Here is a 26,512-nt window from a genome sequence, read left to right on the forward strand (position 1 = left end):
CATCGTCGTCGTCGTACATAAGCAATTTAGCTCTTATAATAATAGTCTGGAATCGCTTCCCACCGTTTCTTCAGCTCGTGCGCCGCTAATTTCGGCTTGCGGTCACGCGTAAAAACCCCTTTCTTGTTCCCTTGAACGCGGAAGATGCCCTGACTGGTGCTGAAATCGGCAAAGTTCCATACATGCTCGCCGACAAAATTGCTGCACTCGTCGAAAATCTCATGATTTGCCCGTAAAAATTCGGTCTGAAATTCCTCGGTAAACATGACGGGATCAACATCATGGAAGCCTGCGATCGTATCCGCGCCATATTCCGTCATGATGATTGGCTTCTCTGGGCAGCGCTTCCTCCAGCCTTGGAGCTCCTGGCGGAGTCTCGATTTAGCAATCTCCCATTCCCCGCCTTCAACGTACCAGCCGTAATACCGATTCAAGCAGAGAACATCTACCAGATCCGATACCTTGCAATGCTCCGGGCTCCCTTCTTGAAGCGTCACCACTGTGACGGGACGTCCTTGCGGGTCGCATTCCTTCGCATATCGGAGCAGCGGCTCGAAATACTCGCGCGCCCCTTCCTCGGAAGTCGCAGGCTCATTGGCGATGGACCACATCACAACGCATGCATGGTTCTTGTCTCTCGCTATCAGCTCGCGAATGGCTTCCCGATGCGCTTCATAGGTTCTCAGCTCTTTCCACGTGTCCCGTCGCTTCCCACCCGTCAGCGTTGGAATGAAATTCAAATGCAGACCGACGGCAGCCACCTCGTCGATAACGACGAATCCTTCCCTGTCAGCCAGTCTCATGATTTCTTCCGAATATGGATAATGGGATGTACGGAACGAATTGGCACCCATCCACTTCATCAATCGAAAATCCATGACATTGGCCGCCTCGTTAATGCCACGTCCATGAATCGGCGAATCCTCGTGTTTGCCGAAGCCCTTGAAGTAGAACGGTTTGCCATTGATTAGGAATTTGCCGCCCGCCACTTCCACAGTCCGGATGCCAAAGGGTTGATCATACTCATCGATGATTTCTCCTCCTTGAACTAGCTCCACCTTTAACGTGTACAAATAAGCATTCATAGGCTCCCAAAGCTTAGCATCCGCCAGCAAGAAGCTCCCTTGCTCCCCTTCTCCTTGGGCAACGATGCTTCCCGCTTCATCTAGGATATAGATACGCACGTCGGACTCTCCGGTGCTGTCAATCTTGCAGCTCACTTCCGCGGAACCGTCATCCTTGACGCTTGATATAATCTGTACATCTTGTATATAGCTTTGAGGTGTCGTGTAAATTTTCACAGGACGATGCAGCCCCGCATAGTTAAAGAAATCGAAATTGGGATTATTCCGAGCGACTTTGCCCACTCCTTCAATATCGCGCTCCACGAAATGTCCCACGGGCAGCGTCGATTCGTCCAAAATATTATTGACGGCAACTGTCAGCCTATTTTTATGCGGCAGCAGATGACCGTTCAGTTCCACTTCGAACGGTGTAAAGCCGCCCGTATGCTCTACGGCCAGCGTTCCATTGACATACACCTTCGCTTCATGGGTGGCCGAGCTGAACCGAAGAACGATTCGCTGCGAGGCCAGCGTCTTCGGAATAATGATTTCCCGTTCGTACCAAACCCATCCTACATGATTTCGTATTTCGGCATTAACGCCGATATCGTTATAGGAAGACGGAACAGCCATCGCAATCGTGTCGCTTAGCGACTGCATCTGCCATCCTTCCAGTAAACCGATTCCGGGATCTGTTTTGAAATTCCAAATGCCGGACAAATCGATAACGCTGCGAGAAGACGTATTAATAGGGTATAGCATCCTTATCACTCCTCATAATGGATAATAGATGTGCAGCGCGAATACCCATCCGCGCTGCACAGAACTTTTTACTGCTTGGAATCAATAATTTTCTGAACCTTTTCTTGTGTATTGCGAATCGTCGTATCAATGTCGACGCCGGATAACATCATTTTGTCGAATTCCTCCAGGAACACCTTTTCTAACTCCGCATGGTAAGGAACAGCGACAGCTGGGGTGGCCTGCTTCGTGTTTTCGAGAACGTACATCAAGGATTCCTTATCGATTTTTTCAGGCGTTTTCGTGCCAGCAATAATGTTATCTACAACCTTGTTCAGATCGGCCTTTTTCCACGATGGGAAGTTCTTGCCCTGCAGGACGATTCCTTCCGTTGTGAACCAGCGGATAAAGGTGTAAGCAGCTTCTTTATGCTTGGACTTGCTGTATACGCCAAATACGTCGCCGCTGACGTTGCCTGTGAGCGGATCCCCTGCGTTCATCGTTGGAAGTGGTGCGAACACGGTTTTGAACGTTGCAGGTACTTGCTCCGTTCCCCCTGCTTCCGGCACCAAGAAAGATGCCATCGTAATCATGCTCGTGTCCTGGTTGAAGTATTGTGGACGGTAATTTAGCTTCTGGCTCACAATTTCTGAGTAAGGCGTCGCCGAGCCTTCTCGTTCCCCTTGCAGGCGAACTTCCAACGATTTCCTTATTGCAGGAGTATCGATGTTTGCTTTCAAGCCATCGTCCGTCGTGAGATTAGCTCCGGTAGTCGATTGCCCCATATTCTGAATGAAATAACCGAATTGAATCCAGCTGTGGAAATAGGTGCCGTATTGCGTTTTGCCGTTTTCCGTCGTCGTCATCGCCTTGGCATACTCCATATACTGGTCCCAGGTCCATTCCTTCGGAAGCTCCAGTCCCGCTTTCTGGAGTCGGCTCTCATTGATGAAAACCATAGGTGTAGAAAGCTTGCCTGGCAAGCCATAGGTTACATCTTTGATTCGTGTGTCCGTGGAGTACTCGTCCGCCAGAGAGAAACCTTCCTTCTCTATATACGTATCAACTGGCTCCAACAAGCCGAGCTCGGCGCGCTGGCTGAGAAATGCCATGTTACTAAACATAATAACATCCAGATCGTCGCCAGAAGCCGCAGCTAAATCCAGCTTTTTATAATATTCATTCGAGTTGTTGTCTTCTGCGGAGTTGAACTCCACCTTGATCCCAGGATGTTTCTTCTCGAACTCCTCGATTACGATATCCCAATTATCAGCTTTCTTCGGATACCAAGTATGCAATTTAATTGTGACTGCCCCGTCTGAAGAGCCCTTGCTTCCCGTCTCCTCCGCCGTACTATTGCCGCCTGCCCCCGAGCATGCTGATGTTGCAAGCGCAACCAAAACCGATACGACAGTCGCCTGAATCCATTGTTTCTTTAACATCGAAATTCCCCCTTGAATAATAGTTTTCTATCCTTTGACACTTCCCGAGGCCACGCCTTCAATCACTTGTTTCTGGCCTACAATGAAGATGATCAACAGTGGCAAGATCGCAGAAACGGCTCCCGCCATCATAAGCGAATAAAACTCTCCATTAAAATCGGCAAACTTCCGAATCCCCAGCTGAAGCGTGAACAAGGGTTCAGAGCGCAGGAAAATAAGTGGATTCTGATAATCGTTCCATGTCCAAATGAAACGCAGAATCATATAAGTCGCAAGCGCCGGCTTGACTAACGGCAGCCCGATCCGGAAGAAAATAATCCAATGATTCGCGCCGTCGATTCGCGCAGATTCGATAATCTCATTATGGACGCTCATGAAGAACTGGCGCAGCAAGAACGTGCCTAATACTCCCGATGCTGCAAGCAATACAAGACCGAAATGGCTATCGAATAGACCAAGCCAGCGAAACATCATAAATTGCGGAACAAGAATGGCCTGAGAAGGAATCATGTAAGTAGCCAGCACTAAGATAAACATAGCTTCCCGGCCTTTGAAGATCACCTTGGAAAATCCATAAGCGGCCATAGCCGAAATGATTAACGACAATGCGGTAGCCATCAGTGTCACTTTAATGCTATTCAAGTAATAAAGCGTGAATGGAACAGCACCTGACCAGACTTGTGTGTAATTTTCTATCATGTACCATGTTTTCGGAATCCATTGTATGGGGTATGTCATAACCTCCAATTCAGGCTTGAACGAGGCCGATAACATCCAAATGAATGGCAGGATAAAAAATATCCCGACGATTCCCATTAGAGCCGTGACGATCAGACGGCTCGCGCTGACGGATTGCATATGTGTATTCCCCCTAGTAATTTACCCATTTCTTCTGACCCACCCATTGGATAAGTGTCACGAATAAGATCAGCAGCAGCAGCACGATCCCCATCGCAGACGCATAGCCGGATTGCAGGTTAACAAACGCCGCTTCGTAAAGGTAATAAACGATGACCGATGTAGAGCCGGCAGGGCCGCCGCTGGTCAACACCATAATGAGATCGAAAACCTTAAACGAGCCAACCACACCTGTAATAAGCAAAAAGAAGGTTGTCGGAGAAAGCATGGGCAAGGTAATAGTGAAAAACTGCCTCAGAGGAGAAGCTCCATCTACATCGGCCGCCTCATAAATATCCTTTGGAATTCCCTGCAAGCCTGCCAAATAAATGACCATATTAAAACCAAGCGAAGTCCAAACCATAATAATCATGACTGCAATCAGTGCGAATTGCGGGTCCGCCAGCCAAAGCGGCGGATTCTCAATGCCTATCCCCCGCAAAAATCCGTTAATTGGTCCGCTGTTGGGATGGAACAAGACTCGCCATAATAAAGCGATTGCCACGAAACTTGAAATGAAAGGCATAAAGTAGATGACTTTGAAGAAATCTTTAAAGTAGGTTGCTTGGTTAATCAAAGCCGCGAGCACCAGCGCGAAAAGCATCGATACGGGAACAACCGCGATCATGATGACATTGTTCCGAAGCGCTCGATGGAACCCTTCATCATGCAGCAAATTATTATAATTCTCAAATCCGATAAAATTTAGCCCATCAAGCCCTGCAATGAAGTTCCACTCGGTAAAACTTATCAACCCTGACAAAATGATCGGGATAACGACCAGCGTCATAGTCAACAACAGCATTGGCAAAATAAATAGATAACCATTAATCATGTCGTAAAACCCTTGCTTGCGGATTCGGAGAGCCTTGCCTGTTTTCGCCCCCTGATCCAAACCATTTCTCGTTGTCTGCTCCAAATTTGCCACCTCACTGTCCTCTATGTCTTCCTCATTATAGGTGCCGCGTTCCATGCAAACATGCAACGATTTTTTCTATAGCAAAAAAGTTTTGCGATATTTTTTCCCTCATTGCAAAAAATGTTGAATGAATCGTTCATCAGCATGCTGTAGTATGGCTTTATAAAGAAGAATGGCAACGAGGGGTGGCACAACATCATGCGTGTTATATTTAAGCTAAAACATTTATCCTTGCGGCAAAAGCTGATTCTGACATCTATTGCCTGTCTGGTATTGCCTACGGTAGCTATGCTGTATATTAGCAGCTACTACTCCAAGTTAATTATTCGAGAGCACACGCTTGAGAAAGCAACGCAATCCCTTGCCATTGTACAATCTCAAGCCAATGCAATTATGGAGGAGCTTGTGTCTATCTCAAATTTCGTCCAATTCGATCCCGAGATTAAAACCTTGCTGGAGGAAGCCCAGGATCATCCGATTGCTGCTAGACAACTAACGACCCGGCTAGAGCAGATTGCGGGAGAGAAGCCTGATTTACGGCTTACGCTGCTGACAAGGGATGGCCGCGCTTATTCCGATTATTCCTTTTACGATTTCGAGCCACAGCAATTTACTCAGCAGGACTGGTTCGCCAAGGCATCCCGACTGACGGCATACGAGACGTTGTTTTTGGGTGGATTGCGGAACTACTTGCCGCCGCTGGATCAAGATCAAGGATATGTTTATTTGACGGCTCGGGCATTGACGGAGGCTGTTGATCAAGCCCCCTTCGCTTATTTGATTGTCAGTCGAACGGAAGACTCCATTCGAGATCTGTTCGCTGGCTTGGAAGAGGATGTTTACCTGCTGAGTGACGAAAATATCATTCTATCCAATCGAAACGCCGACGTAATTGGTCAGCCATTCCACACGATCATGAACGAGGAGACAAGCTCATCACCAAGCTTTATTCACCTGCGAGGAGAGAATCAAATTCATCTCTCGCTTCCACTCCGTTATGCGGACTGGAGACTGGTAAGTCTGGCTCCTTACGAGCAGCTTACCGGTAAATTAAATACCTTCTATCAGTCCGCCTTATTGCTTCAATCGCTGTTTGCCATCTTTTTCTTATTTGCTTTGACCTATCTATTGGGTAGATTCACGAAACCGGTTCGATTGCTGGGCGAGGCGGCCAAGAAGGTGGAATCCGGGGATTTGCAATACCGCTCCAATATTCGCGGCCGTGACGAGATTGGGCGGCTCGGACGCTCATTCGACATGATGCTGGATCGGATTCAGCAAATGCTCCAGCAAGTTGAGATCGAACAACAATTGAAGAGGCAAGCGGAAATGGCGATGCTCCAGGCGCAAGTACATCCGCACTTTTTGTTCAATGTCCTAAGCTCCATACGCTTGAAATTATTGTTAAAGCATGATGAAGACACCGCTCATGCGGTCGGCTCCTTAGCCTCGCTGCTGCGGGCAAGCTTGATGAGGCAAAATGAATTCGTAACGCTGTATGCCGAGATTGAAACGACGATGCAGTATATTGATTTAATGAAATTTACAATGAGATTCCCGACCGAGTGCCACCTAGACATTCAGCCAGACCCGTTAACCATAACGGTGCCTAGATTTATTTTGCAGCCAATCATCGAAAATGCTTATAAGCATGGATTTACGCAGAGCGGCGGTATCATCACGATTAAGGTAGCCACGGATGCTCATATGCTGCGTATCACAATCGCAGATAATGGTCTGGGCATGACACCAGAGACGCTTCAGACTTTGAAAGATCGATTCAATGTTCAGAAGCGGGACGTAATTGAGAGGATGATGGCGGAGGAGCGTACAGCCGCCTCAGGAATTGGATTATTTAATGTGTACAGCAGGTTGAAGTTGATTTATAGTGACCGTTTTGAGATGAACATTCATAGCGTGTACGGCGAACAGACGACAGTCGTATTAATATTCCCTGCTGCTGAGCCAGCCGAATCTGTAGAGGTAGGTGAACACCATGTTTAAAGTTGTTATTGCAGACGACCATTACCCCGTGCTTGATTATTTAAGCAATATCATTCCTTGGTCCAAGCTTGGATTTGAGCTTTCCGCGCTCTGCTCCAATGGAGGTGAAGCATGGGAAGCCTGCCAGAACCAACAGCCGGACATTCTTATTACGGATATCGGTATGCCCGTGATGGATGGTCTTGATCTCATCGAGAAGGCTCGCGAGGCAAATCCTCGTTTGAAGACCATTATTTTATCCTGTCACGAGGATTTTCAATATGCCCAAAGAGCCGTTAAGCTTAACGTCAACGATTATATCCTGAAGGAAAGCCTTCGCATGGAGCATGTCGTTACGGTTCTGCAGCAGCTTGCTTGCACGTTAGCCGAAGAGAAACAAGCCGAGAACAACCGTCTCCAGCTGCAGAACGTCGTGCAGCAAAATCTGTCCGCCATTCATACCCGATTTATTCGCAAGCTGCTGGAGCAGCCGATATGGAACGAAGCGGAGTGGAACGACGAAGCAGAGAGGATGGGCATCCACCTCCGTGATGGCATGCCATACCTGCCTGTTGCGGTGCTGCCGGAGCGCTCCTTCGAGCTCGCAAGCCGGTTTGGCGGAGCCATGAATATGCAATTCGTCATCGACAACGCCTTGCAGGAATTGGTTCAATACGAAGGTGTTATCTTGCTTGTACCGAACGAACGCCAATACTTCCTTCTGTTTCCTTTCCCGGCCACATTGAAACGTAATCTTCATGAGGACATCCGCTCCGAGCTGAAGCGTGTTCAACAATTAGTGTACCGACATCTCAGTATTGGGATATCATTCTATCGTGGTGATGTGGCTCGGGATTTCCTGCAATTGAAGAAGCAATTACAAGATTTGATGAATGTGAAGATGTTCCGTTTCTATGCAGGAGAGCTCGTCTTTGCGGAGCTGCGGCCGCTCCAAACGACGAAAGAAGATTTGTTCCTGCATTATGCCAAGGCCTTTCAGGAGCTGAAGGACAGCATGCTTGGGGGAGAAAGGGCGCTCATCCAATCTACGGTGAAGCGATGGGGAGCATTCATTCAAGATCGTGTTTATCCAGTCGAATCTGTGAAAAGCTGGGTACTAAAAATGGCATTGGAGCTAGAGCTCAAATATACGGTGATGCAAAACTTCGTGATCAACTTCAACAGTGAGCTGCAGCAGCAGCAAATCGCTTCTATCGAAACGCTGAATCATCTTTTGGAATGGCTTCAGAACTTTCTCGAAGAGAAAGCTACCGATATTCAGATGCTGCGCGACCATACGGTACGGAGGGAGATCGCGGAAGCCCAGCGCTACATTCAAACCCATATTGGAGAGAAAATCGCAATGGATGAGATGGCCCATCGGTTGAATCTGAATCCGTCGCACTTCAGTCGTATTTTCAAGCAGGAAACCGGGGAAACCTTCGTCGAATTCGTCACGCGGACGAAGATGGAGAAAGCGAAAGAGCTATTGAATCAGTCCGACATGACCGTGGTAGAAATTGCGGAGCAGCTAGGCTACGAGCATACCAGTTACTTTATTAAGCTGTTCCGCAACGCCTCCGGCATGTCTCCAAACGAGTATCGTAAATCAATGTGAGCACATACAACTTAAAAAATACCCCCATTAAATATAGAATCCAGCTCATATGCGAGCTGGATTCTAATAAGATTATTTAAACAGCAGATTCTACCATAAAAAAAGAAAGAAATTTATGCTTAGTCATCCCCACTTAGCCAGGATAGCATCGTACTCACTCTGAGTGACCGGCATCACCGTTCCATGGCGTTTCTTTAAACGACCAAAAGCATATTCTTCTGCCGCCGGCTTCCGCCAGCACTTCCCGGTTGTATCGCCGATATTCGTTGTAACGAGTGGCAAGTAGCCACGATTCGTTCCATACTGATCAACAAGAAGCCCCCACTTCTCTTCGCCGTTAAACTTGAAAAACTCTGGACCCTCTACATCCTTTCCAGTTAGTCCCAGACCTAATGACTCAAGTGTAGAAATAACTTTCCATTCCCCCATAAGTCACTCGCTGGATTCGATCGTGATTTGCCCATCGCCCGAAGCTCGATAATACATACCGCCTGCTTTAATAATAGTGGTGTCGATAATCGTACGCTCTTCACCTCGAGTGATGTACAGTTCAGAAGGTGTAAAGGTTCGAAAATCCCGTGTTTTGCTGGCGTAGATGTGCAATCCTTTTTCCTTGCCGTTACTGGACACCATGCTGGAAGCCCAGAAAACCAGGTAATCATCTTCCTCTTCATCATAGATCGCTTCCGGCGCCCAGGCACAGCCCGCTTCCTTTGGAGCGACCTCAACCATTCGAGGCTCAGACCAATTCACCAGATCGGACGACTCCCAAATCATGAGCGAGCGGCTTCCCGTGACCGTTGCTTGAGACTCTTGCCAACCGCCGCGATGATAGATACTAAGATCAGTAGCCATTAAATAGAATTTGTTGCCGTCGACACTGCGAAGCAAATACGGATCTCGAACTCCTTTTTCGCCGATTGTTGAGCGTAAGACTGGATGATTTTGATGTAGATCCTGCCAGTGAAGCCCATCTTGACTCAATGCGAAATAGATCTGCTCCCCGTCCTCCTGTTCACCGATAAAGTGTGCAAATAAATAGCCGTAAAATGGCTCTTTCGTATTTTTCATGTGCCCTCCATCATGTTCTACCTTTAATAAATCGTTCAGAAATTGCATTGATGAAATTTGCAGCAAAAAAAGACCTAATTCAATAAAGTGCGTAGAACCGCAATTTGGGTGCACCCCTTCGAATATAGATCTTGCAAGCCTGAACAGTATACAGGTTTCTTGAAATAGGAAAAATAAGCTGCACAACGGCTGGATTTACCTATTGACGGCATTCGCTCGCCTTAATCTCTTTGACATTCTTATTTAATTTTGATAATACTGCCCTAAAAGCAACAAGTTCTTCTTCACCAATATCAGCGAGCAATGCCCTTGCAAAACTCTCTTTCTCTCTTTGTGCATTTTCAATTAAGTGTCGCCCCTGTTCTGTTAGTCGGACTAGAATTAAACGGTTATCATCCTCTTTTCTTCTTCTTAATATAATCTCGTTTTCTTCAAGCTGTTTAATATGTCTAGTAACGGCTGACTTATCAATGGTCACTTTTCTTTGCAAATCACCTTGACTGATTTCGAACTCTTGGTAAATTAATGAGAGTATTTCAAAACGAGATTGACTGATACTAATGCAGGCATCAAATGAGGTATTAATCGTTTTGTTTACACCATACATTTGGAATAAAATTGCGGCTTCCTGAGCCCAATCTGTTTTCAAGAAACATCCCATCTTTCATTAAATAGATATTTGGCAAATTTTTTTGACAATGTATTAGACACTATACCGCTTAATTTCTTTTTTTACAAGCAGCTAGGCAGCTCGCCTATGCTCCACAAAAACATGTATAGCTTATGCCTGTTCCATAAAAAAAAGCCGCTCTAATAGCAGCTTCTTTTACTTCGTCTAATTAAATTATACTTTGTTTGTTTATCTCCACTCAACGATGTCACTCAGGATTTGCCTTGTTTTTGGACGTTTAGGCTCCTCTAGCCGATATCCGAAAGCAACTAGGCAAGCTACCCCAAATTCGTTATTATGAATAATTCCCTCTTCTTCAAAAATAGCAGCCACCTTCTCTCGGTCGATGCCTTCAATTGGGCATGAGTCAATCCCGATTTGAGCCGCAGCTGTCATCATATTACCGATAGCAATATAACTTTGTTTACATGCCCATTCAAAAATGAGCTGGTCATCATCTTGAAGTTCTGTTTCAGTAAACGTTTTATAAATGCTGGAAACAAATCGGGCAATGTCTTCCGGCATATGTTGAATATCCTGCATCATTTTGTTTACGTAAGGAGAATCGAATCTAAGCCCGCTTTGTTTTCTAGCCAAAACAAACAGTAAATGGCTAGCAGTCGAAAGCTGTCCCTGAGCGCCGCTAGAAACCGGTCTTAATTTTTCACGAAGCGCAGAATCTTGAACTACGACAAACTTCCATGGTTCAAGACCAAATGAACTTGGTGATAATCTGCCCGTTTCCAAAATGAATATAAAATCATTATCGGGGATCTGTTTGGCTGTATCAAAGTTTTTACATGCAAATCTAAATTCATAAGCCTTTAAAATTTCTTGTTTTTTTTCTTCGGTATTCATACAGAACCATCCTCCATACATGCTTTTTTTATTTGCCTGAAAAACTTAAAAGCGTTAATCTTTATATTGTTTATACATCAACCGTTTACACATCAACTGTTGATGTGTTAACAAGCGTTCTTTTTATTTTGGATGCTAAAGGGGATGCTTTCTGATACAAAAAAGGTGAGGACTGGTTTAATTACAGTCCTCACCTTTACGCGAAAAAACGAAGTCATTACTTCATTTGATAACCGATTTTAACCTTCCTCTCTGTACTGCCCCGGTGTCTTGCCCACAAGCTTGCGAAAGGAACGTATAAAATTGGCAGAATTATTATACTGCAGCCGTTCGGCGATTTCTACAATCTTCAGGTCGGACTCCTTCAGCCATTTCTTCGCTATAGCAATCCGATGCTGTGATAGATATTCCCCGAAATTAATGCCCGTCTCCTGACGGAACACACGGCTCACATAATGCGGGTGATAGTTGATGCGCGAAGCGCATTCCTCTAGCGTAAGCGCCGAATCAAATTCTCTTACTATAATATCAATTATTGCATCGGAAATATGCTTGAATTGAGAGTCCCGGCGAGTGCCTAACTCCTGGATATATGGCAGCACGAATATGGACCAGAACCAGTGCTCCATCTCCTGTACGTTTCGAAGCTTGAACAGCGACTGAATTAACGCCGCTTCATCCTCCGGAATCCGCTCCATTGGAATAGATAACTCCTGTCCAAACTTGAGAAGGGCAATCAGAAGCCGCAGCAATGACAATTGATAATCACGATGCTGCTCTTGAGGCCAAAACAACTCGCCAATTAATTGCTTCAAAGCGGCTTCTGCCTGCTCCTCATTTCCAACCCGGATTGCATCTAACAAGGCTTGCTCACCCACAATCGGATATCTGTTCAAATGACTCTTCTGCGGCTGCACATCTTCAATAAACAGGATCGATTCCTGCCCTAATCCTACTCTGGCCTTAAGGGCGGTCGTTGCCTCGTGAAGGGCTTGCTGCGTCTCTGCAAACGACACGAACGGACGGCTAATACCGATACTGATTTTAATCTCCAAGTACTGGTATATGGCCTTCTGAATTTCGTCTGACAAGTTGAAAATCTGCTCTTTAAAGCGCTCTCCCGTCTGCAAGGAACCGATCAGCGTCACTTGGTAGTCCGATTTGACAATCGGCTCCAGCCTTTGCTCGGAAAGAATCAATTCGCCAACGATGTTGTTAATAGCAAACATCAGCAAGTCCCGATTTCCTTCCGCGTATCTCGTATCCTTAAGCGTATCGATTTGAATCGCAACGACGCACATAGATGGCCACGGCTGCTCCAAACCATACAAGCTCAGCTTCTCTAAAAAATCATTAGGCTGAATCGTGCCGCCAAATAACTTTTGCATAAAAAATTCTTTAAGCTGCGTTTGCTGCCCCTTCAACTCATTCATAATAAGAGACTGATTACGAATCAAATAGTCAACGCGTTCGCCGATTACCTGAAGCTCACCGCTCGACTTCACCTTTTCATTCATTGCAGGAACAACTGTTAAAGAAGAATATAGGGATTGAATCGGACTGTACATTTTTTTGGAGCCAAACCAAGCAACGATGAGCGTTACGAGCAGAATAATCAAGCATACGAGCATGGTAATCCAGCCGATTATTTTATTTTGCTCGTTTACCTGCTCATTGGAAATGACGGATACATAGCTCCATCCGTTATAGGGGGATTTACGAAAAGTGACCGTAACTGCCTCTCCGTACCGATTAGTCGCGTATTGACCGATAGTTTCATTCGTATCGATAAATGATTTCAGATAGGGTTCATCCACGATTCGGCTTCCCAGTTTGTCGTGGTCACGGTGAACAATAATCGTGGCATTCTGATCCACGATAAATGCGCTGCCGAACTTACTGTTCAAAAACTCGTCCATATTTTTCATCACATCGGAGGACAATACCACACAAATAATACCTGTCGGGTTGGGAGAGTTGAACGGATACTTTTTCACAAAATAAACGGACTGGAACGAATCAGGGAATTCTACTGATCCGCTGCTCCAGAACGAGCCCTTCGCGTTCCGTGAAAACGATTCTAGTACTGGCCTAAATTCAGGAAAACTGTACTCGTTTACGCCGCTGCTCGAAACGATCCAATCGTTGTTCAGGCTAAATAGAAACACTTCCTTGATGCCTAGCTCATACGTTTGAATCTGCGAGATGCCTTTATATAGCTCTTGCACCAATTGGAAATCATGATTGGATAAACTTCGATTGAAAGCGCTTGTAACATTTTGCGACTGGAGCAGCTGTGTTGCAGAATTATCGATCGTCCTGAGTGTTTGCTCCGTACGCACCTGCATTTGTTTTAACAGCAGCTTGTTGCTCTCGTCCACTTTTTCCTGCACCGTTCTGGAGGCGTTAAAATAAGCGAACGTACCTAGCGTAATAACTGGAAGCGTACCGATTAATATAGACAACAGCATCAGCTTCAATAAATAAGACGGGGACCGGAATCTCATAATGCCTCCAATTGGTCGTTTCCTGATATTCCTTAAAGTGTACAAGAAAACTCCTTATTTAGCCATCATGCAGCTCCTGACTTCCCATACGTTCCTGTAACCTTCCGCATCCATTATTCATGCAAAACGACTAGCAAGTCAGTCTCCGTTTTGATTGTTCTTGATCTAATTAATGCTTCATTGCATTCGGCTCTGAGCTTTGCTCTTAAGTCATTTCCCAGCCTGCTTGGCGTATTCGGCGTTCATTTCTTCAATCACTTTGCTGCCGCCGCTTTGAAGCCATTGCTTGACCGCACCGTTCCAATCGTCCTCGTTGATCGCGCCCATAATGAATTTCACGGTTGCATCAGCAATGATTTTGGACAACTCCTTGCCTTTCTCAATATCCGTGTTTGAAATAAACGGCGCAGCAGGGTTTGGCACGGCGAACGTCGCATTGTCCTGAAACAATTTCGAACTAAGCAGCTCCAGCTCTGTCCCGTAATTGACAACCTCATCCTGTAGAATCATAAATTGACCGCCGTCGGTAATATCTGCTCTGAGCTTCGCATCTGAACTCGGAGTATACACGCCATTCTCTAGCGTATATTGCTGGCCATCAATACCGTATTTCATCAGGTTCTGATTTTCCTTCTCAGACACTTTATCAAAATATGCCAATATTTGCTCAAGCTCTGCTTCCGTTTTGACGCTTGTTTTCGGAATCATATACATGCCGAGATAACCAGAACCAGCGCGCGTACGATCACCCAACGATCCTTCGATACGGTTAAGCAAGTTGATTTTGGCATTGGGAACGACCTTCTTGATGTTGTCCTCAATGTTTTTACCGTCTAGCATATTATCGATCCATAGCCCTGCATGGCCTTTATACATGACCGAACGGCCGTCCTGAACGGTTGCGAAGTCCTGATTAATGATTTTTTCGTCGTACAGCTTTTTGTAAAACTTCATTGTATCCAAATAGGCTTGCGTCATATGAGCTGGAACGAGCTTGCCATCCTGAAGCTCCCACTCGTTAGGTCCGCCCATATAAACGAGAATGTCTTTGAACCCTGCGATGTTGTTTCCTTGCATGCCAACAGCGAGTCCAATCGTATCCTGCTTGGCATTTTTGTCTGGATCTCCCGTTGTAAAGGCTTTCAGAACATTGTAAAGCTCATCGACGTTTGTAGGTGCTTCAATCCCCAGATTGCTAAGCCAATCTTGGCGGATCATCAGCCCGAAGCGAGCGAGATCACGCTCGCGATACAAGCCGTACACTTTCCCGTCAATCGAAACGTTGCTTAAGACGAGCTCCGACATTTTGCTTAGGTTTGTATAATTCTTCAGGTACGGACCGACTTCCCAGAACATGCCAGAACGGGCGGCGTTAACGATGTAGGAGGCTTTCGGCTCCAATGCCACGAACGTTTTTGGCAATTCGCCGGATGCGATAGTAGCGCTGAGCTTATCCGTATAAGAGGCGGATGGAACCCAGGAGACGCTTAGCTTCGCGCCTGTTTGCTCCTCCAGCATTTTCAGAACAGAACTATTGGCCGGCATTTGCTCCGCACTGTAGGTTGGGAGCATCATTGTCAGCTGAAGCGGTCCTTGTGCATCTCCTGAATTGCCGCCGCTTTGCGGATTTCCATCATTGTTTCCTCCGCAGGCTGTAACGGTCAGCGCGATTGTGACCAGCAATGCCCCTGCTTTCGCTAATCTTCTTTTTTGATATTTTCTGTTCATACTTGCATCCTCCCTTTATCTAAATCCTATTATATCTTCATCCCTTAACCGAGCCTAGCAATACCCCTTTTGCAAAATGCTTTTGCAAGAACGGGTATACAAGCAGAATCGGAAGAGTTGAGACCACGATTACCGCCATCTTCACAGCTTGATCCGGTGGAGCGACATAGTCCGTTTCCATTGTACTGGAGTCCCCAATACCGCCCGAGGCCAGGATGACGATTTGCCGCAAGAGCACCTGGATCGGCCACTTGGTATGGTCATTAATGTAGAGAACCGCGTTAAAGAACGTATTCCAATGGCCAACCGCATAAAATAACGAAAAAGTCGCGATAGCGGGCATGGATAGCGGCAGCACGATTTTAAGAAAAATGCCAAGATCGTTGCAGCCGTCTATTTTAGCCGATTCCTCCAGCCCATCCGGCAGCTGTTGAAAAAAATTGCGGATAATAATCAAGTTAAAGGCGCTGATCGCTCCGGGAATAAGCAAGGCCCAATAGGAATCGATCATGCCGAGCTCCTTCACCACGAGGAACGTCGGAATCATGCCGCCGCTGAACAGCATGGTGAACACAACCAACATCAAGATCGGCTTTTGAAAATCCATATCCTTGCGCGCTAAAGGATAAGCCATCAAGCATGTGAAAAAAAGGTTAATCAGCGTGCCTACAACCGTAATATAAACCGTTACCAGCAGGCTTCTGACAAGTGTTTGAGTAGAAAAAATGTACTTGTATGCATCCAAAGAAAATTCAGTCGGAAATAAAATAAAGCCTCGCATTAACAATTCCTTCTGGGTAGCAAATGAGCCTGCAATGACATAAATGAACGGAATGACAGTCATTAAAGCGAACACAAGCAGTAGTACAACGTTCACGCTATCGAAAATCCGGCTCCCCCAGCTTTGTTTAATTCGCATGGTGGTTTCACGCTCCTCTCTCTAATAGATGCCTTCTTCTCCGAATTTTTTGGCTAGTCGGTTGGCTACAACGACAAGGATCAGACCAACAATCGACTTAAATACGCCTACCGCCGTGCTGAAGCTGTATTGTCCTTGGCTGATTCCGACGGAGTATACGTACGTATCGAACACCTCTCCAACCTCACGGTTCATGGCGTTAAGCATAAGGAAAATCTGCTCAAAGCCCGTGTCGAGAAAGTGGCCGAGACGCAAGATGAGCAAAATAATGATGGTGCTGCGAATGGCTGGCAGCGTAATATGCCAAAGCTGGCGAAGCCTGTTCGCTCCATCCATACGGGCCGCTTCGTAGAGCTGAGGATCCAAGCCGGACAATGCCGCAAGGAAAATGATCGTGCCCCAGCCTGTTTCCTTCCACATGACCTCAGCCGTAATAATCGTCCGGAACCATTCATTGCTAACGAGAAAATTAATCTTTTCGCCTCCAAAGCGGACTAGCAGCTCGTTCATAATGCCGCCTTCCGTCGTCAGGAACATGTAGGAGATGCCTACGACGACGACCCAAGACATAAAATGCGGAATGTAAATGAGCGTCTGCACGATACGCTTTGTAAACTCCACTCTCAGCTCATTGAGCATAAGCGCAATAATAATCGGCAGCGGAAAGAAAAAAATAATGTTGTAAGTCGCAAGAATGAGCGTATTCCGAAACAGAATCATAAAGCTGGAATCGCTGAACAAACGCTCGAAATGCTTCAACCCTACAAATGGACTGTTCCAAAAACCGAGAAAAGGCTGAAAATCTTGAAAGGCGATGAAGATTCCGTACATCGGCCAGTACTTAAATATAAGAAAGTACAATAATCCGGGGAAAACCATCATGTAGAGCCACCGGTTCCGCATAAGTCTGCCGACCAATGTAGATGACATGGATGTCCGCGGCGCGGGGACTCTTACTGACTCTGTATTTCTTTTTAACATGCTGCTGCCTTCCTTTCTTTGCATATGTAATTGAATCTGCAGCCTCATCATACGGGGCAACCGTAATTGCCGTCGATAGTCCCTACTTGATCTAATTGGCCAGTTATGTGCCATTTCTGCTGTAATTGCAGGGCATTGTCATTAGTTGAGGTCGCTGTCTTTGGATGCTTTTTCGTGTTTTTGCCCATGAAAAAAGAGCCCGCAGTACGCAGACCCTTAATTTCATATCCCAACCTCACAACCGATTTGGGTGGAGTGAAGCATATCCAGCAACGTGAGCCCGATTAACGAGTCAAAACGATTTAAAATATTTTGTTGAAACGCAACTATAGATATTACTCGTTAATCTCTGACCAATAAATTGTACTTTGTCTTTAACAAACTTGGAACAAATCCATTTAAATATGGATTTCACAGTATATGTGATTTTTCATTTTAAATGAGAATTACTCAACGAAAAACCGCGTAAAATAAGGAGATCTGTTTCATTTCATTTGAGAAATTGAAAGGCTAGTGTGCTATACACTGCTAAAAATTCATTTTAATTGAGAAAAAGCGCATTTTAGAAATATGCAGAGTTTATGCATAATATACACTTATTAAATTTCAGATAGGCTCTCGGTTAATTATTGATTTCACCGTAGCAAGCTTAGAAAAATATATTGATTTCCATTTTCAAATCGACTTGCTTGTTTACTTTAAAAGAAGAGGTGTTTGAAAAAATTAAGCATTAGACTGACCACAGCATTAAAAACAGAGGCAGCCATGGACGATTAAATAAAGCCCTAGACTGCCACTGTTTTTATTGCATGATCCTATCCCATAAGTTCAATGTCGATTATTCCGAATCAAAAATAACAATTTTACCAAAAGCCCATCTCGCGAGGACGCGACGCCGTCGTAGATCGGATTGCGGAAAAAAGGGGCCTTTACGCGATTCATCCGCTGTGTGTCACGCCCTGCATAGTCATCGATACGCCAGCCCGATAGACAAAATCGCTAAAGGTGACCGTACCTTCGCCCGTTGCGTCAAGCGCGATGCGAAGACTTAAGAAGTCGCCCAGTACATTGTGATGAAAGCCGGACATTTCGAAACCGTGATCCAATTTGGTCCATAGTCCGATCGAGTGACGATAATATAAGCTAACCTCGTGGTGATCGTTGACAATTCGGAGCGTTACGGAGCCTTGGGACAATGCTGTGTGTTCACTCTTGTATCGATTCCGGAACGCAAACGGCTCCTTTCCGTTAAAGCCGATCCCGCAATGAAATCCCGGTTTGTAATAGAGGCCAAGCGTGCCCTCCGCTTCGCCTTCCACCGTTACGGTAACCTCCGCAGTATAAGCATGGTGCACTGGAATGCACAAGAGTGGTTCGGCACTTTCCTTCGCGGCTGCCTTCAACACCAGCTGGTTATCTTCGATCATGTAATCGCGCAGACGTTCCCCGCCGAAGAAATGCCATTGAAGCCCCAATCGTCCGGAATCCACCAGCGTCAAAGCGCTATCCGAAAGCTCTGCGGTTGCAACAGGATCGGTCTCAGCAGTAGCTTCACCTTCGGGATCAACCGCGGTGAACCAGCCGTCGGTTGTCCATTGAATCGGTTCGATCAGCGTCTGTCTGCCGAGCGTATAATAGTCTTTTTCATATGCGTGATAGACGACAAACCAATCCCCTTCAGGGGTATCCACCAGCGTCCCGTGTCCCTTGGACCACCATGTTTCGCTGCGATTTTTCGTGCGCACGATCGGATTGTAAGGCGAATTCTCCCAAGGTCCATCCAGCGACTTGGCGCGAGCGGAGACGATCATATGACTGGTCGCAGGTCCGGCTGTCCCCCCTTGAGCACTGGTCATATAGTAATAGCCATCCTTAAAGTTAAGCTTAGGAGACTCCAGATAAAACCCTTCCGTCAGCCATTCCTTCGGATATCTCCAGCCTTCGTATATCTGCTCTAACTCTCCTACGGTAGATAAGCCGTCTTCTGACAATCGAATCCGGTAACCTTCCGATAAGAATAAGTAACGATTCCCTTCATCATCAACCATGTGTCCCGGGTCGATATAGCCAACCTTCAAGTCAACCGGTTGGCTCCATGGGCCCGCAGGGCTGTCTGCGGTTACGACCCAATTGGTTCTGCCGGCTGGGAAATAGATGTAATAGCATCCCTCATGGTAGATCAAATCCGGCGCCATAATCGATCCGCCCACATGCTCCTTGATCGCGTGACCGATCGGCTTCCAGTCGATCAAATTACGGGAATGCCATACGAGCAGCCCTGGGGTATAGTGGAATGAAGAATGTGTCATATAGTAATCCAGACCAACCCTCACAATGGATGGATCCGGATAGTCGCCTGCCATTATAGCTTGAAGACCGTGAACTCGTGACATGGTTTGCCTCCCGTTTAATTATGAATGCCTACCACAGGCGATCGGGTTATCCTCTTCTAATCCGGAAAACCGTATACGAATGTTTCGTGAATTCATAATTGACTTGATTTGTTGATGTTTGCATGCTCCTATGTTGTGGTTTTATATTATGCGGCGCTTCAAAGCTGTTCACGGCATCCAGTGCGTGACCAGACAATTCATAGATTTCAATAGATAGTTTATCCGTATGCGCGTCGACGAGTTGGAGCTGCGCCGGAACATGGACATCCTGTACGTTTACGACTTTGACGATCACATCGCCGGTTGTCTCATCCATGCTGGCCGAGCAGTATAGCGGCTCAATAATAGGCACGAGATGTTCCGTCTCACTGATCAAAGTACCGTCAATAAAGGTACGGATCTTCCGGCCTTCCACACGCACTTCCAGCTCATATTCCACATTAAGCTCGATCTGGAGCAGGTTTTGCGTCAGACACGATCTCATCCCGCTCGACATGGCATGAATCATCGATTCCTGATTGTGGAAGCTTCCGACCTCCCACATTACATAATTCGCTTCATCCAGATGACCAAAATACAAAATGAATCCTCTGATGCCCCCTGTCTTCATCGCTTTCGTCCGGAACGAATAGTGCGTCCAGTTCGTTTCGCCCACGACCATTTTGCGACCAAGCTGAGCGGTATGAATCCGATCTTCTTCTGAATCGCTAATTTCAATCTGGTCTGCAAGCAGCCGTTCTTCGCCTGTCTCGAGATTAATGATGCGTATATCGCGATATTCACACGTATTGAGGTTCGCCCCAACGAGCAGCTTGCCTTCCAGACGATCTGCATTTCCTGCAGGCTGCGCCGGGGTGTCAAACCCTTCCGATTCAATACGCAGCAAGTGGTCGCCTTGATGGTGCATGAAGAGCTGCTGGACATAATAATTTGCCGTGCCGAACACCTGATGATTGTTAAACCAGATCATGTCCGGCTTCCAATTCACATAATCAGCGTTACACAGGAGTGGTGCATAACAAGCCAAACCAACGGCATGAGCATTTCTTTCAAGTCCAATCATGAAGGCCGCTTCCACTAATGCGTTATAGTACGTATTGCCCCAAGAAGCGTACTCGCCTAGAAACACTTTTGGATCAGCGGCTTTGAAAGAATCATAACGGTGATAATGAGCCAGCATCCAGTCCGGTGACATATAATAATGCTCGTCCACGTAGTCCGAATGGTTATCCCGTGCGGATTGCCATCCCCGTTCGTATTCGCCGCCAGCCGCAAACGGTCCGCTTGAATTGATGATCTTGATGTCGGGATATTTCGCTTTAATCGCCTGATGAAAATAGGCATATCGTTCGAAGAACGGCTCCCCGACCTCTTCATTGCCAATGCCGATATACTCGAGCTGGAAAGGTTCCGGATGTCCAAGCTGTGCCCGTACGCTCCCCCATTCCGTTGCAGCGTCGCCACTCGCGAATTCAATCAGATCAAGTGCATCATCAATCCATGGTCCCAGCTCGTCAATCGGAACGATACGTTGGTGATGAGGGTCATAACCTGCCGGCAAGATCGGGATCGGCTTGGCACCAATGTCCTCGCAAAGTTGAAAATACTCGAGATAACCAAGCCCCAGCGTCTGATGATAATGCCAGTTGTTTCTGCGCGGAGGCCTCTGTTCAACAGGTCCGATCGTGTTTTTCCATCGGTACATGGCATTGCGGTCCTCTGCGTTTAATGAGCCGTCATGAATAAGACATCCACCCGGGAAACGCATGAATTTCGGTTTAAGATCTGCCAACATCTCCGCGATGTCCTCGCGTACTCCACCAGGTCTGCCACGAAACGTCTTGGTGGGGAAAAGCGAAATCATATCCAAATACAAAGTGCCATTGCCTCGGGTCACAACTGCAAGCCGGCCGCAAAAGTCGGTAGCCGAAGACGCAAGAACAACCTCGTATTTCGCCCATTCTGATGTGACCAACATCTCCGCTTTTCCGTAAACCGTACCGTCGATGCCTTCCAACGTTACAACGATTGGCTCGTCAAAGCTTGTGCTCCGCCGGGCATACATGGAGAATAAGTATGTTTCCCTTTCGCGATACGGCAGTCCCGAATTGAAGCCCAGGTTTTTAATACCTACGCCTGCTCCCGGTGCTACGATTTCAATTGCAACGTAGTGCGGATTACGTGGATGGATAGGATCAGTCTGTTCCACAACGATGCTGCTCTTCCCTTCGCCAAGCTCAACCTTGTCCCAAGCCGTTAAACCATGGTAATCACTCCGGTCAATCGGGTCGAATTCGAACGAACGGTTGCGAATCATCTCGGCATACAAACCGCCATCCGCAGCATGATTGATATCCTCGAAAAATATACCGAACATATCCCCCAATGCGGCTCCCTTCTCTTTCGTTACGACAGAGATCGTTCCTTGCTTGCTCATGGTCTCTCTATCCCCTCATTTCACATTAGATGCTGCCTAGTATTCGGATGGCTGCTTCGCATAGGCGTTCAATCTTTCATATTCTTCCATCGTAATGGTGAGAATTGTACCGTGCTTGTAGCCATAAGGGAACGTGAAGGCGGTGTCGGAACGAATGAATTTCCCGCTAGCCAGACGTTCCGCTATGAAGGGCACATACCCCTGCTCTTCAGCTGAGCAGCCATAGAAGTCTAGGAACAGACACCATCTTCCATCCTCCAATTGAATCGCCGTTGGTGCCTCATAAAGACCGGCCTCGACGACCTCCATACTTTGATCAAATGCCTCAACTCTCTTGAATGGACCGGTAATCTCCTCCGACTTCATGAGAATGATTTTGCCGGGATTTTGTTCGCTCTTTAAGAACATATAATACCGTTCGTCTTCCTCATACATCGCAGAGTCAATGACGCCGCTGTCTTCTTTCTGATACAGCAATTGCGCTTTGCTGAACTGCTCAAAATCTTTGGTCCGGGAATAATAAATTCCCTTTGATCCAAAATCATTGCTGCTATGAGTCGAAGACCAGTGAATAACGTAGTCGTCGTGGTTCTTGTCATAGATAATATCTGGTGCCCATAAACAGCCGAAATCCTCATCTCCGAGCTTGATCATCTTCTGCTCCGACCAATTGACCAGATCGTCAGACTCCCAGAACGACAAACATTTACTCCCGTTCCGTGCAGCTTCCGCCCATGAATGGTTATATTGATTCAGCATGCCGTAGGACAAACTCAAATCGGTGGCCAAAATAACAAATTTGCCTGTCTTCGTGCGGGTAATCGTAAAATCCCTGACACCCTTGTCACCGTAATAACTCCACAATACGGGGTTCCCATCATTCACTTGCTCCCAGTCAAAGCCATTCTTGCTCACACCGAAGTACACCTGCTCGCCATCCGGCGTTCTCTTTTCTTTGAAATGTACAAACAAATAAGCCTGCAAAGTTAACCCTCCAAACCTGATTATTAGATTAAGCTTACCGCAGCGCTTGCCTCAAGGCAGACGCCAATTCCATCCGCGTGATACCTAACCTTTCACACCGCTGGAAGCAATCCCTTGCACAAAATATTTCTGAGCAAAGGTGAATAAAATAATTGGCAAAAGAACGACGATCGAAGCACCAGCCATCTGGAGGGAATAATTTGCTCCGGCTATAGACGAAAAATACTGAATGCCAACGGTCACCAACTGCTTCTCTTGACTGGAAATGAAGATATAGGGACCTGCAAAATCGTTCCAAATGAAGACGAAGGAGAAGATCACCATGGTCAGCAATGCGGGTACCGCCAATGGAAGGATGATGCGGAAGTACACGCGATAATGCGAACATCCATCCATAATGGCCGCTTCTGTAATTTCTTTTGGAATTCCCATGAAAAATTGCCGCAGCAGGAATAAGAAGAACACATCGAAAATCGCCGGAATAATAATCGCCCAATGGGTGTCCAGCATATGCAGGTATTTATACATTAAATAACGGGCTACAACAGTCGTATCGGACGGAATCGCAAGCGTAGACATCGAAAAGAATAGCAGCAAGCTTTTCCCCTTAAAATTCAATCTGGCAAATGCATAAGCAGCCATCGTGACCATGAACCCGCGCAGCAAGATCGAAAGGACAACTACCTTAAACGAATTGCCGATCCAAATGAAATAATCAGGCGATGAAAACAACGTCTTATAGTTTTCCCAATAGATCGTTTTCGGAATAATATGGGCAAGCGGATCATCGAAAGCATCCGCGGTCGTTTTCAACGAAGCGGAGATCATAAAAATAAATGGAGAAATCATAGTAAGCGCGATGATAAACATAAGGATAGAGTACAGTGTTGTGGACAGGTTCTTTTTTGCTAATAATGCACCCATTTTTTCTGCCCTCCCCATTGAATAGCCGAAATCAGCAGAATGATCACAAACAAGACAATAGCTTGCGCCGCCGAATAACTGTAGTGATTGAGAGAAAATGCCTCTTCGTAAATATTTAGCGAACTGACTCGGGAAGCAATACCCGGTCCTCCTCTAGTAAGCGCATTAAAGATCGTAAAGTTCTGGAACGACCCGATGGTCGCCGTAATGACCAAGAAGAAAGTAGTCGGTGATACCAGTGGAAGCGTAATTCGGGTCAGCCGCTGCCATCTGGATGCTCCATCAATTTCTGCCGCTTCGTACAAATCGCTTGGAACGCCTTGAAGCGCAGCCAGATATACGATCATTTGAAACGGAAAATTGGCCCATACCGCGACCAGCGCAGTAGTTAAAATAGCGGTGCCGCTGCCTGCGAACCACAAAGGCGGATTGTCCACGCCCATTTTCATAAGCACCGTATTGACGATTCCGCCAAAGGGATCAAACAGCATCGTGAACACGATCGAAATGGCAACGATGTTGGCGACATACGGCATCAGGAATAAGGATCTTGAAAAAGCCTTCCAATGAAACGTTTTATTCAACATGACGGCTGCTGCAAAACCGGCCGCCGTCAACAATGGGACGTAAATCACCGTATAATAGAAGCTTTTGAAATACGAGGATACGGCAACGGAATCATGAAAGATTGCCTTATAGTTGGATAAACCGGCCCATTTCAAGGAATCCAACGATTTGAACGAATTGAAATCCATAAAGCTGATATAAAGCGCATAAAAAAAAGGCGCTAATCCGAAAATAACGAATCCGATAAAGAACGGCAGCACAAAGACGAAAGCAGCCCTCGCCTCTTGTTTATCCAAACTCAAGCGTCTTCTTTTGTCTTTTTTTTCTATACTTAAGGTAGCATCGATTTGCCGTGGTATGGACACGCTTCTCACTCCTAATTCAAAGATCACTTATCCGCATAAGTGACCTTTTATTTGCTTGCAAGGACCATTCGTTAGTTAACTGTGCTTTGTTTTTTTATCGCTTCATCCGCACGGGTCTTGATCGCATTGATCGTATCATCCAGCGACTTTTGACCAACCAGATACAATTCGCCTTCTTGCAGAATGATATTTCCATATTCGGTCGGAATGGTTCCCGTAATTTTCTCAGGTACAATTCCAAGGTTAGGTGTTAATAAAGCCGCTTTAAGTTCCTCTGACGTAATACCGTCCGAAGCCGGGTATTTGGAAGCCATATCGGTAAAAATTTTGTTCGCTTCCTCATCACTCAGATTCACTTGCGCTGTCATCCCGCCGGAATACTTATAATTATTTTTGGCAAACCATTTTACGAAATCCGCCGCTTCCTTCGGATGCTTCGATGCTTTATTTACCGCAATGCCTCCGGACGATCCGATGCTATTTTTGCCCTGCGGATCAATTGGAATCTGAGTAACACCTACCTTCCAATCCCGCGGATAGGTTTTCAAATCCTGTGGGGCGAAAGAAAACCAGGAGCCGATAAACTGCATGCCGTATTTACCAGTCATGAACGTGTCATACGGTATTTTTTTGGACTTGATTTCTAGCCAACTCGGCTGAATTTTCAGCGTATTACCCAAATCCCCATACCATTGCAACGCTTCTTTGAAAGCAGGATCATCATAGTTGGAGGACCCGTCCGCCTTATAACCGTTTATGCCCCGCTGCTGGGCCAACAGATATAAAATGCTGTCATAGTCGGGCATGGACGATCCGTAGATCCCTTTGCTGGCATTGGTTAACTTCTTCGCGGTTTCGATATATTCATCCCACGTCCATTCGCCTTTCGGATAAGAGACATTCGCATCGTCAAATATTTTTTTGTTGTAGAATACAACCCAAGATACTACGCCGTCCGGAAGCGTATAAACGGTATCCCCATTAAATTTGGTCAAATTCTTGCCAAACTCCGCCTCGTAATCATAGCCCTCTTCTTTATAAATATCATTTAGCGGCAGAAGCCAATCATTGGTAGCATATTTCGCATGTACAATCGGATTTTGAATTGTAATCAGGTCCACGTCGCCGCCTGCCGAAAGATCCACGTCGATTTTTTTGTAGATGGCCTCTCCGTCGCCAGGAACCACTTGCAGCGCCACCGTCACCCCGGATTCGGCTTTGTAATCAGCCAGAATCTGCTTGGTCGTCGGCTGATTGCTTGTTCCGGATGTCACATACCACTTGATCGTGACCGGATTCGCGCCCCCATTCGATTCTGCGGCCGACTCGTTAGGCGAGTCACTCGTTCCGCTACAGCCTGCAATAGAAGTTCCTGCGAACCCAAGCAACAGCAACGATAACACTGCTTTTTTTGTTATTTTCATCGTATTAGCCCCCTTCGATA

General features: G+C 46.3%; 18 protein-coding genes and 1 pseudogene. 2 read left to right on the plus strand and 17 right to left on the minus strand.

Annotation, left to right across the window (positions count from 1 at the left end):
- Positions 1-26: 26 nt before the first annotated feature.
- From uidA to AC50Y5_RS15530, 4 genes are all read right to left on the minus strand, one after another.
- Positions 27-1,826: a beta-glucuronidase gene (gene uidA, locus AC50Y5_RS15515; protein WP_494861877.1), complete on the minus strand. Its 1,800-nt coding sequence runs from the start codon at positions 1,824-1,826 to the stop codon at positions 27-29.
- A 68-nt stretch (positions 1,827-1,894) separates the two neighbouring features.
- Complete coding sequence (locus AC50Y5_RS15520) at positions 1,895-3,247, minus strand: ABC transporter substrate-binding protein (protein WP_494861879.1); 1,353 nt, start codon at positions 3,245-3,247, stop codon at positions 1,895-1,897.
- Between the two features lie 27 nt (positions 3,248-3,274).
- Positions 3,275-4,105 carry a carbohydrate ABC transporter permease gene (locus tag AC50Y5_RS15525; protein WP_494861881.1) on the minus strand — a complete coding sequence of 277 codons (831 nt, stop codon included), beginning with the start codon at positions 4,103-4,105 and terminating at the stop codon, positions 3,275-3,277.
- A 13-nt stretch (positions 4,106-4,118) separates the two neighbouring features.
- On the minus strand, positions 4,119-5,072 hold the full coding sequence (locus tag AC50Y5_RS15530; RefSeq protein WP_327204955.1) for a carbohydrate ABC transporter permease: 954 nt from the start codon (positions 5,070-5,072) through the stop codon (positions 4,119-4,121).
- Between the two features lie 189 nt (positions 5,073-5,261).
- Between AC50Y5_RS15530 and AC50Y5_RS15535 the strand changes: the two genes are divergently transcribed.
- Both AC50Y5_RS15535 and AC50Y5_RS15540 read left to right on the plus strand, forming a co-directional pair.
- Positions 5,262-7,067, plus strand: a complete 1,806-nt coding sequence (locus AC50Y5_RS15535; protein WP_494861883.1) for a sensor histidine kinase — start codon at positions 5,262-5,264, stop codon at positions 7,065-7,067.
- Complete coding sequence (locus tag AC50Y5_RS15540) at positions 7,060-8,664, plus strand: response regulator (RefSeq protein ID WP_494861885.1); 1,605 nt, start codon at positions 7,060-7,062, stop codon at positions 8,662-8,664. Before AC50Y5_RS15535 ends, AC50Y5_RS15540 begins: the two co-directional genes overlap by 8 nt.
- Before the next feature lie 123 nt (positions 8,665-8,787).
- On the opposite strand, the pseudogene AC50Y5_RS15545 reads toward AC50Y5_RS15540, so the two are convergent.
- The 13 genes and pseudogenes from AC50Y5_RS15545 to AC50Y5_RS15605 all read right to left on the minus strand — a co-directional run bounded on the left by AC50Y5_RS15545 (position 8,788) and on the right by AC50Y5_RS15605 (position 26,492).
- Positions 8,788-9,783 (minus strand): annotated as a pseudogene (locus tag AC50Y5_RS15545) (glycoside hydrolase family 43 protein).
- Positions 9,784-9,934: 151 nt separating this feature from the next.
- Complete coding sequence (locus AC50Y5_RS15550) at positions 9,935-10,384, minus strand: MarR family winged helix-turn-helix transcriptional regulator (protein ID WP_494861887.1); 450 nt, start codon at positions 10,382-10,384, stop codon at positions 9,935-9,937.
- Between the two features lie 210 nt (positions 10,385-10,594).
- The gene (locus AC50Y5_RS15555) at positions 10,595-11,263 is read right to left on the minus strand and encodes an NAD(P)H-dependent oxidoreductase (RefSeq protein ID WP_056041782.1); all 669 of its coding nucleotides are present in this window, start codon (positions 11,261-11,263) and stop codon (positions 10,595-10,597) included.
- Positions 11,264-11,502: 239 nt separating this feature from the next.
- Positions 11,503-13,770, minus strand: a complete 2,268-nt coding sequence (locus tag AC50Y5_RS15560; protein WP_494861889.1) for a helix-turn-helix domain-containing protein — start codon at positions 13,768-13,770, stop codon at positions 11,503-11,505.
- A 210-nt stretch (positions 13,771-13,980) separates the two neighbouring features.
- Positions 13,981-15,498 carry an extracellular solute-binding protein gene (locus tag AC50Y5_RS15565; protein ID WP_494861891.1) on the minus strand — a complete coding sequence of 506 codons (1,518 nt, stop codon included), beginning with the start codon at positions 15,496-15,498 and terminating at the stop codon, positions 13,981-13,983.
- 37 nt (positions 15,499-15,535) lie between these two features.
- Positions 15,536-16,417, minus strand: a complete 882-nt coding sequence (locus tag AC50Y5_RS15570) for a carbohydrate ABC transporter permease (protein WP_056041787.1) — start codon at positions 16,415-16,417, stop codon at positions 15,536-15,538.
- Positions 16,418-16,438: 21 nt separating this feature from the next.
- On the minus strand, positions 16,439-17,347 hold the full coding sequence (locus AC50Y5_RS15575; RefSeq protein ID WP_494862316.1) for an ABC transporter permease: 909 nt from the start codon (positions 17,345-17,347) through the stop codon (positions 16,439-16,441).
- A gap of 989 nt (positions 17,348-18,336) precedes the next feature.
- Entirely contained in the window at positions 18,337-19,791 is a 1,455-nt protein-coding gene (locus AC50Y5_RS15580) for a family 43 glycosylhydrolase (protein ID WP_494861893.1), read from the minus strand.
- A 46-nt stretch (positions 19,792-19,837) separates the two neighbouring features.
- Entirely contained in the window at positions 19,838-22,228 is a 2,391-nt protein-coding gene (locus tag AC50Y5_RS15585) for an alpha-L-arabinofuranosidase family protein (protein WP_494861895.1), read from the minus strand.
- A 36-nt stretch (positions 22,229-22,264) separates the two neighbouring features.
- Complete coding sequence (locus AC50Y5_RS15590; protein ID WP_494861897.1) at positions 22,265-23,212, minus strand: glycoside hydrolase family 43 protein; 948 nt, start codon at positions 23,210-23,212, stop codon at positions 22,265-22,267.
- 84 nt (positions 23,213-23,296) lie between these two features.
- Positions 23,297-24,136, minus strand: coding sequence for a carbohydrate ABC transporter permease (locus AC50Y5_RS15595; protein ID WP_494861899.1), 840 nt, complete (start codon positions 24,134-24,136; stop codon positions 23,297-23,299).
- Positions 24,121-25,068 (minus strand): carbohydrate ABC transporter permease, encoded by a 948-nt coding sequence (locus tag AC50Y5_RS15600; protein ID WP_494861901.1) that lies wholly within the window; start codon positions 25,066-25,068, stop codon positions 24,121-24,123. The genes AC50Y5_RS15595 and AC50Y5_RS15600 overlap by 16 nt, the downstream gene beginning before the upstream one ends.
- A gap of 71 nt (positions 25,069-25,139) precedes the next feature.
- Complete coding sequence (locus tag AC50Y5_RS15605; RefSeq protein WP_494861903.1) at positions 25,140-26,492, minus strand: ABC transporter substrate-binding protein; 1,353 nt, start codon at positions 26,490-26,492, stop codon at positions 25,140-25,142.
- Between the last annotated feature and the right edge of the window lie 20 nt (positions 26,493-26,512).

This window comes from Paenibacillus sp. JT22N7, assembly GCF_059383875.1.

What these genes read in the sequence shown, in the direction of transcription:
- AC50Y5_RS15565 (WP_494861891.1), bottom strand. Translation starts at nt 15,498, where the DNA reads ATGAACAGAAAATATCAAAAAAGAAGATTAGCGAAAGCAGGGGCATTG.
- AC50Y5_RS15570 (WP_056041787.1), bottom strand. Translation starts at nt 16,417, where the DNA reads ATGCGAATTAAACAAAGCTGGGGGAGCCGGATTTTCGATAGCGTGAAC.
- AC50Y5_RS15555 (WP_056041782.1), bottom strand. Translation starts at nt 11,263, where the DNA reads ATGAATACCGAAGAAAAAAAACAAGAAATTTTAAAGGCTTATGAATTT.
- AC50Y5_RS15540 (WP_494861885.1), top strand. Translation starts at nt 7,060, where the DNA reads ATGTTTAAAGTTGTTATTGCAGACGACCATTACCCCGTGCTTGATTAT.
- AC50Y5_RS15525 (WP_494861881.1), bottom strand. Translation starts at nt 4,105, where the DNA reads ATGCAATCCGTCAGCGCGAGCCGTCTGATCGTCACGGCTCTAATGGGA.
- AC50Y5_RS15595 (WP_494861899.1), bottom strand. Translation starts at nt 24,136, where the DNA reads ATGGGTGCATTATTAGCAAAAAAGAACCTGTCCACAACACTGTACTCT.
- AC50Y5_RS15520 (WP_494861879.1), bottom strand. Translation starts at nt 3,247, where the DNA reads ATGTTAAAGAAACAATGGATTCAGGCGACTGTCGTATCGGTTTTGGTT.
- AC50Y5_RS15580 (WP_494861893.1), bottom strand. Translation starts at nt 19,791, where the DNA reads ATGTCACGAGTTCACGGTCTTCAAGCTATAATGGCAGGCGACTATCCG.
- AC50Y5_RS15560 (WP_494861889.1), bottom strand. Translation starts at nt 13,770, where the DNA reads ATGAGATTCCGGTCCCCGTCTTATTTATTGAAGCTGATGCTGTTGTCT.
- uidA (WP_494861877.1), bottom strand. Translation starts at nt 1,826, where the DNA reads ATGCTATACCCTATTAATACGTCTTCTCGCAGCGTTATCGATTTGTCC.
- AC50Y5_RS15585 (WP_494861895.1), bottom strand. Translation starts at nt 22,228, where the DNA reads ATGAGCAAGCAAGGAACGATCTCTGTCGTAACGAAAGAGAAGGGAGCC.
- AC50Y5_RS15575 (WP_494862316.1), bottom strand. Translation starts at nt 17,347, where the DNA reads ATGTCATCTACATTGGTCGGCAGACTTATGCGGAACCGGTGGCTCTAC.
- AC50Y5_RS15605 (WP_494861903.1), bottom strand. Translation starts at nt 26,492, where the DNA reads ATGAAAATAACAAAAAAAGCAGTGTTATCGTTGCTGTTGCTTGGGTTC.
- AC50Y5_RS15535 (WP_494861883.1), top strand. Translation starts at nt 5,262, where the DNA reads ATGCGTGTTATATTTAAGCTAAAACATTTATCCTTGCGGCAAAAGCTG.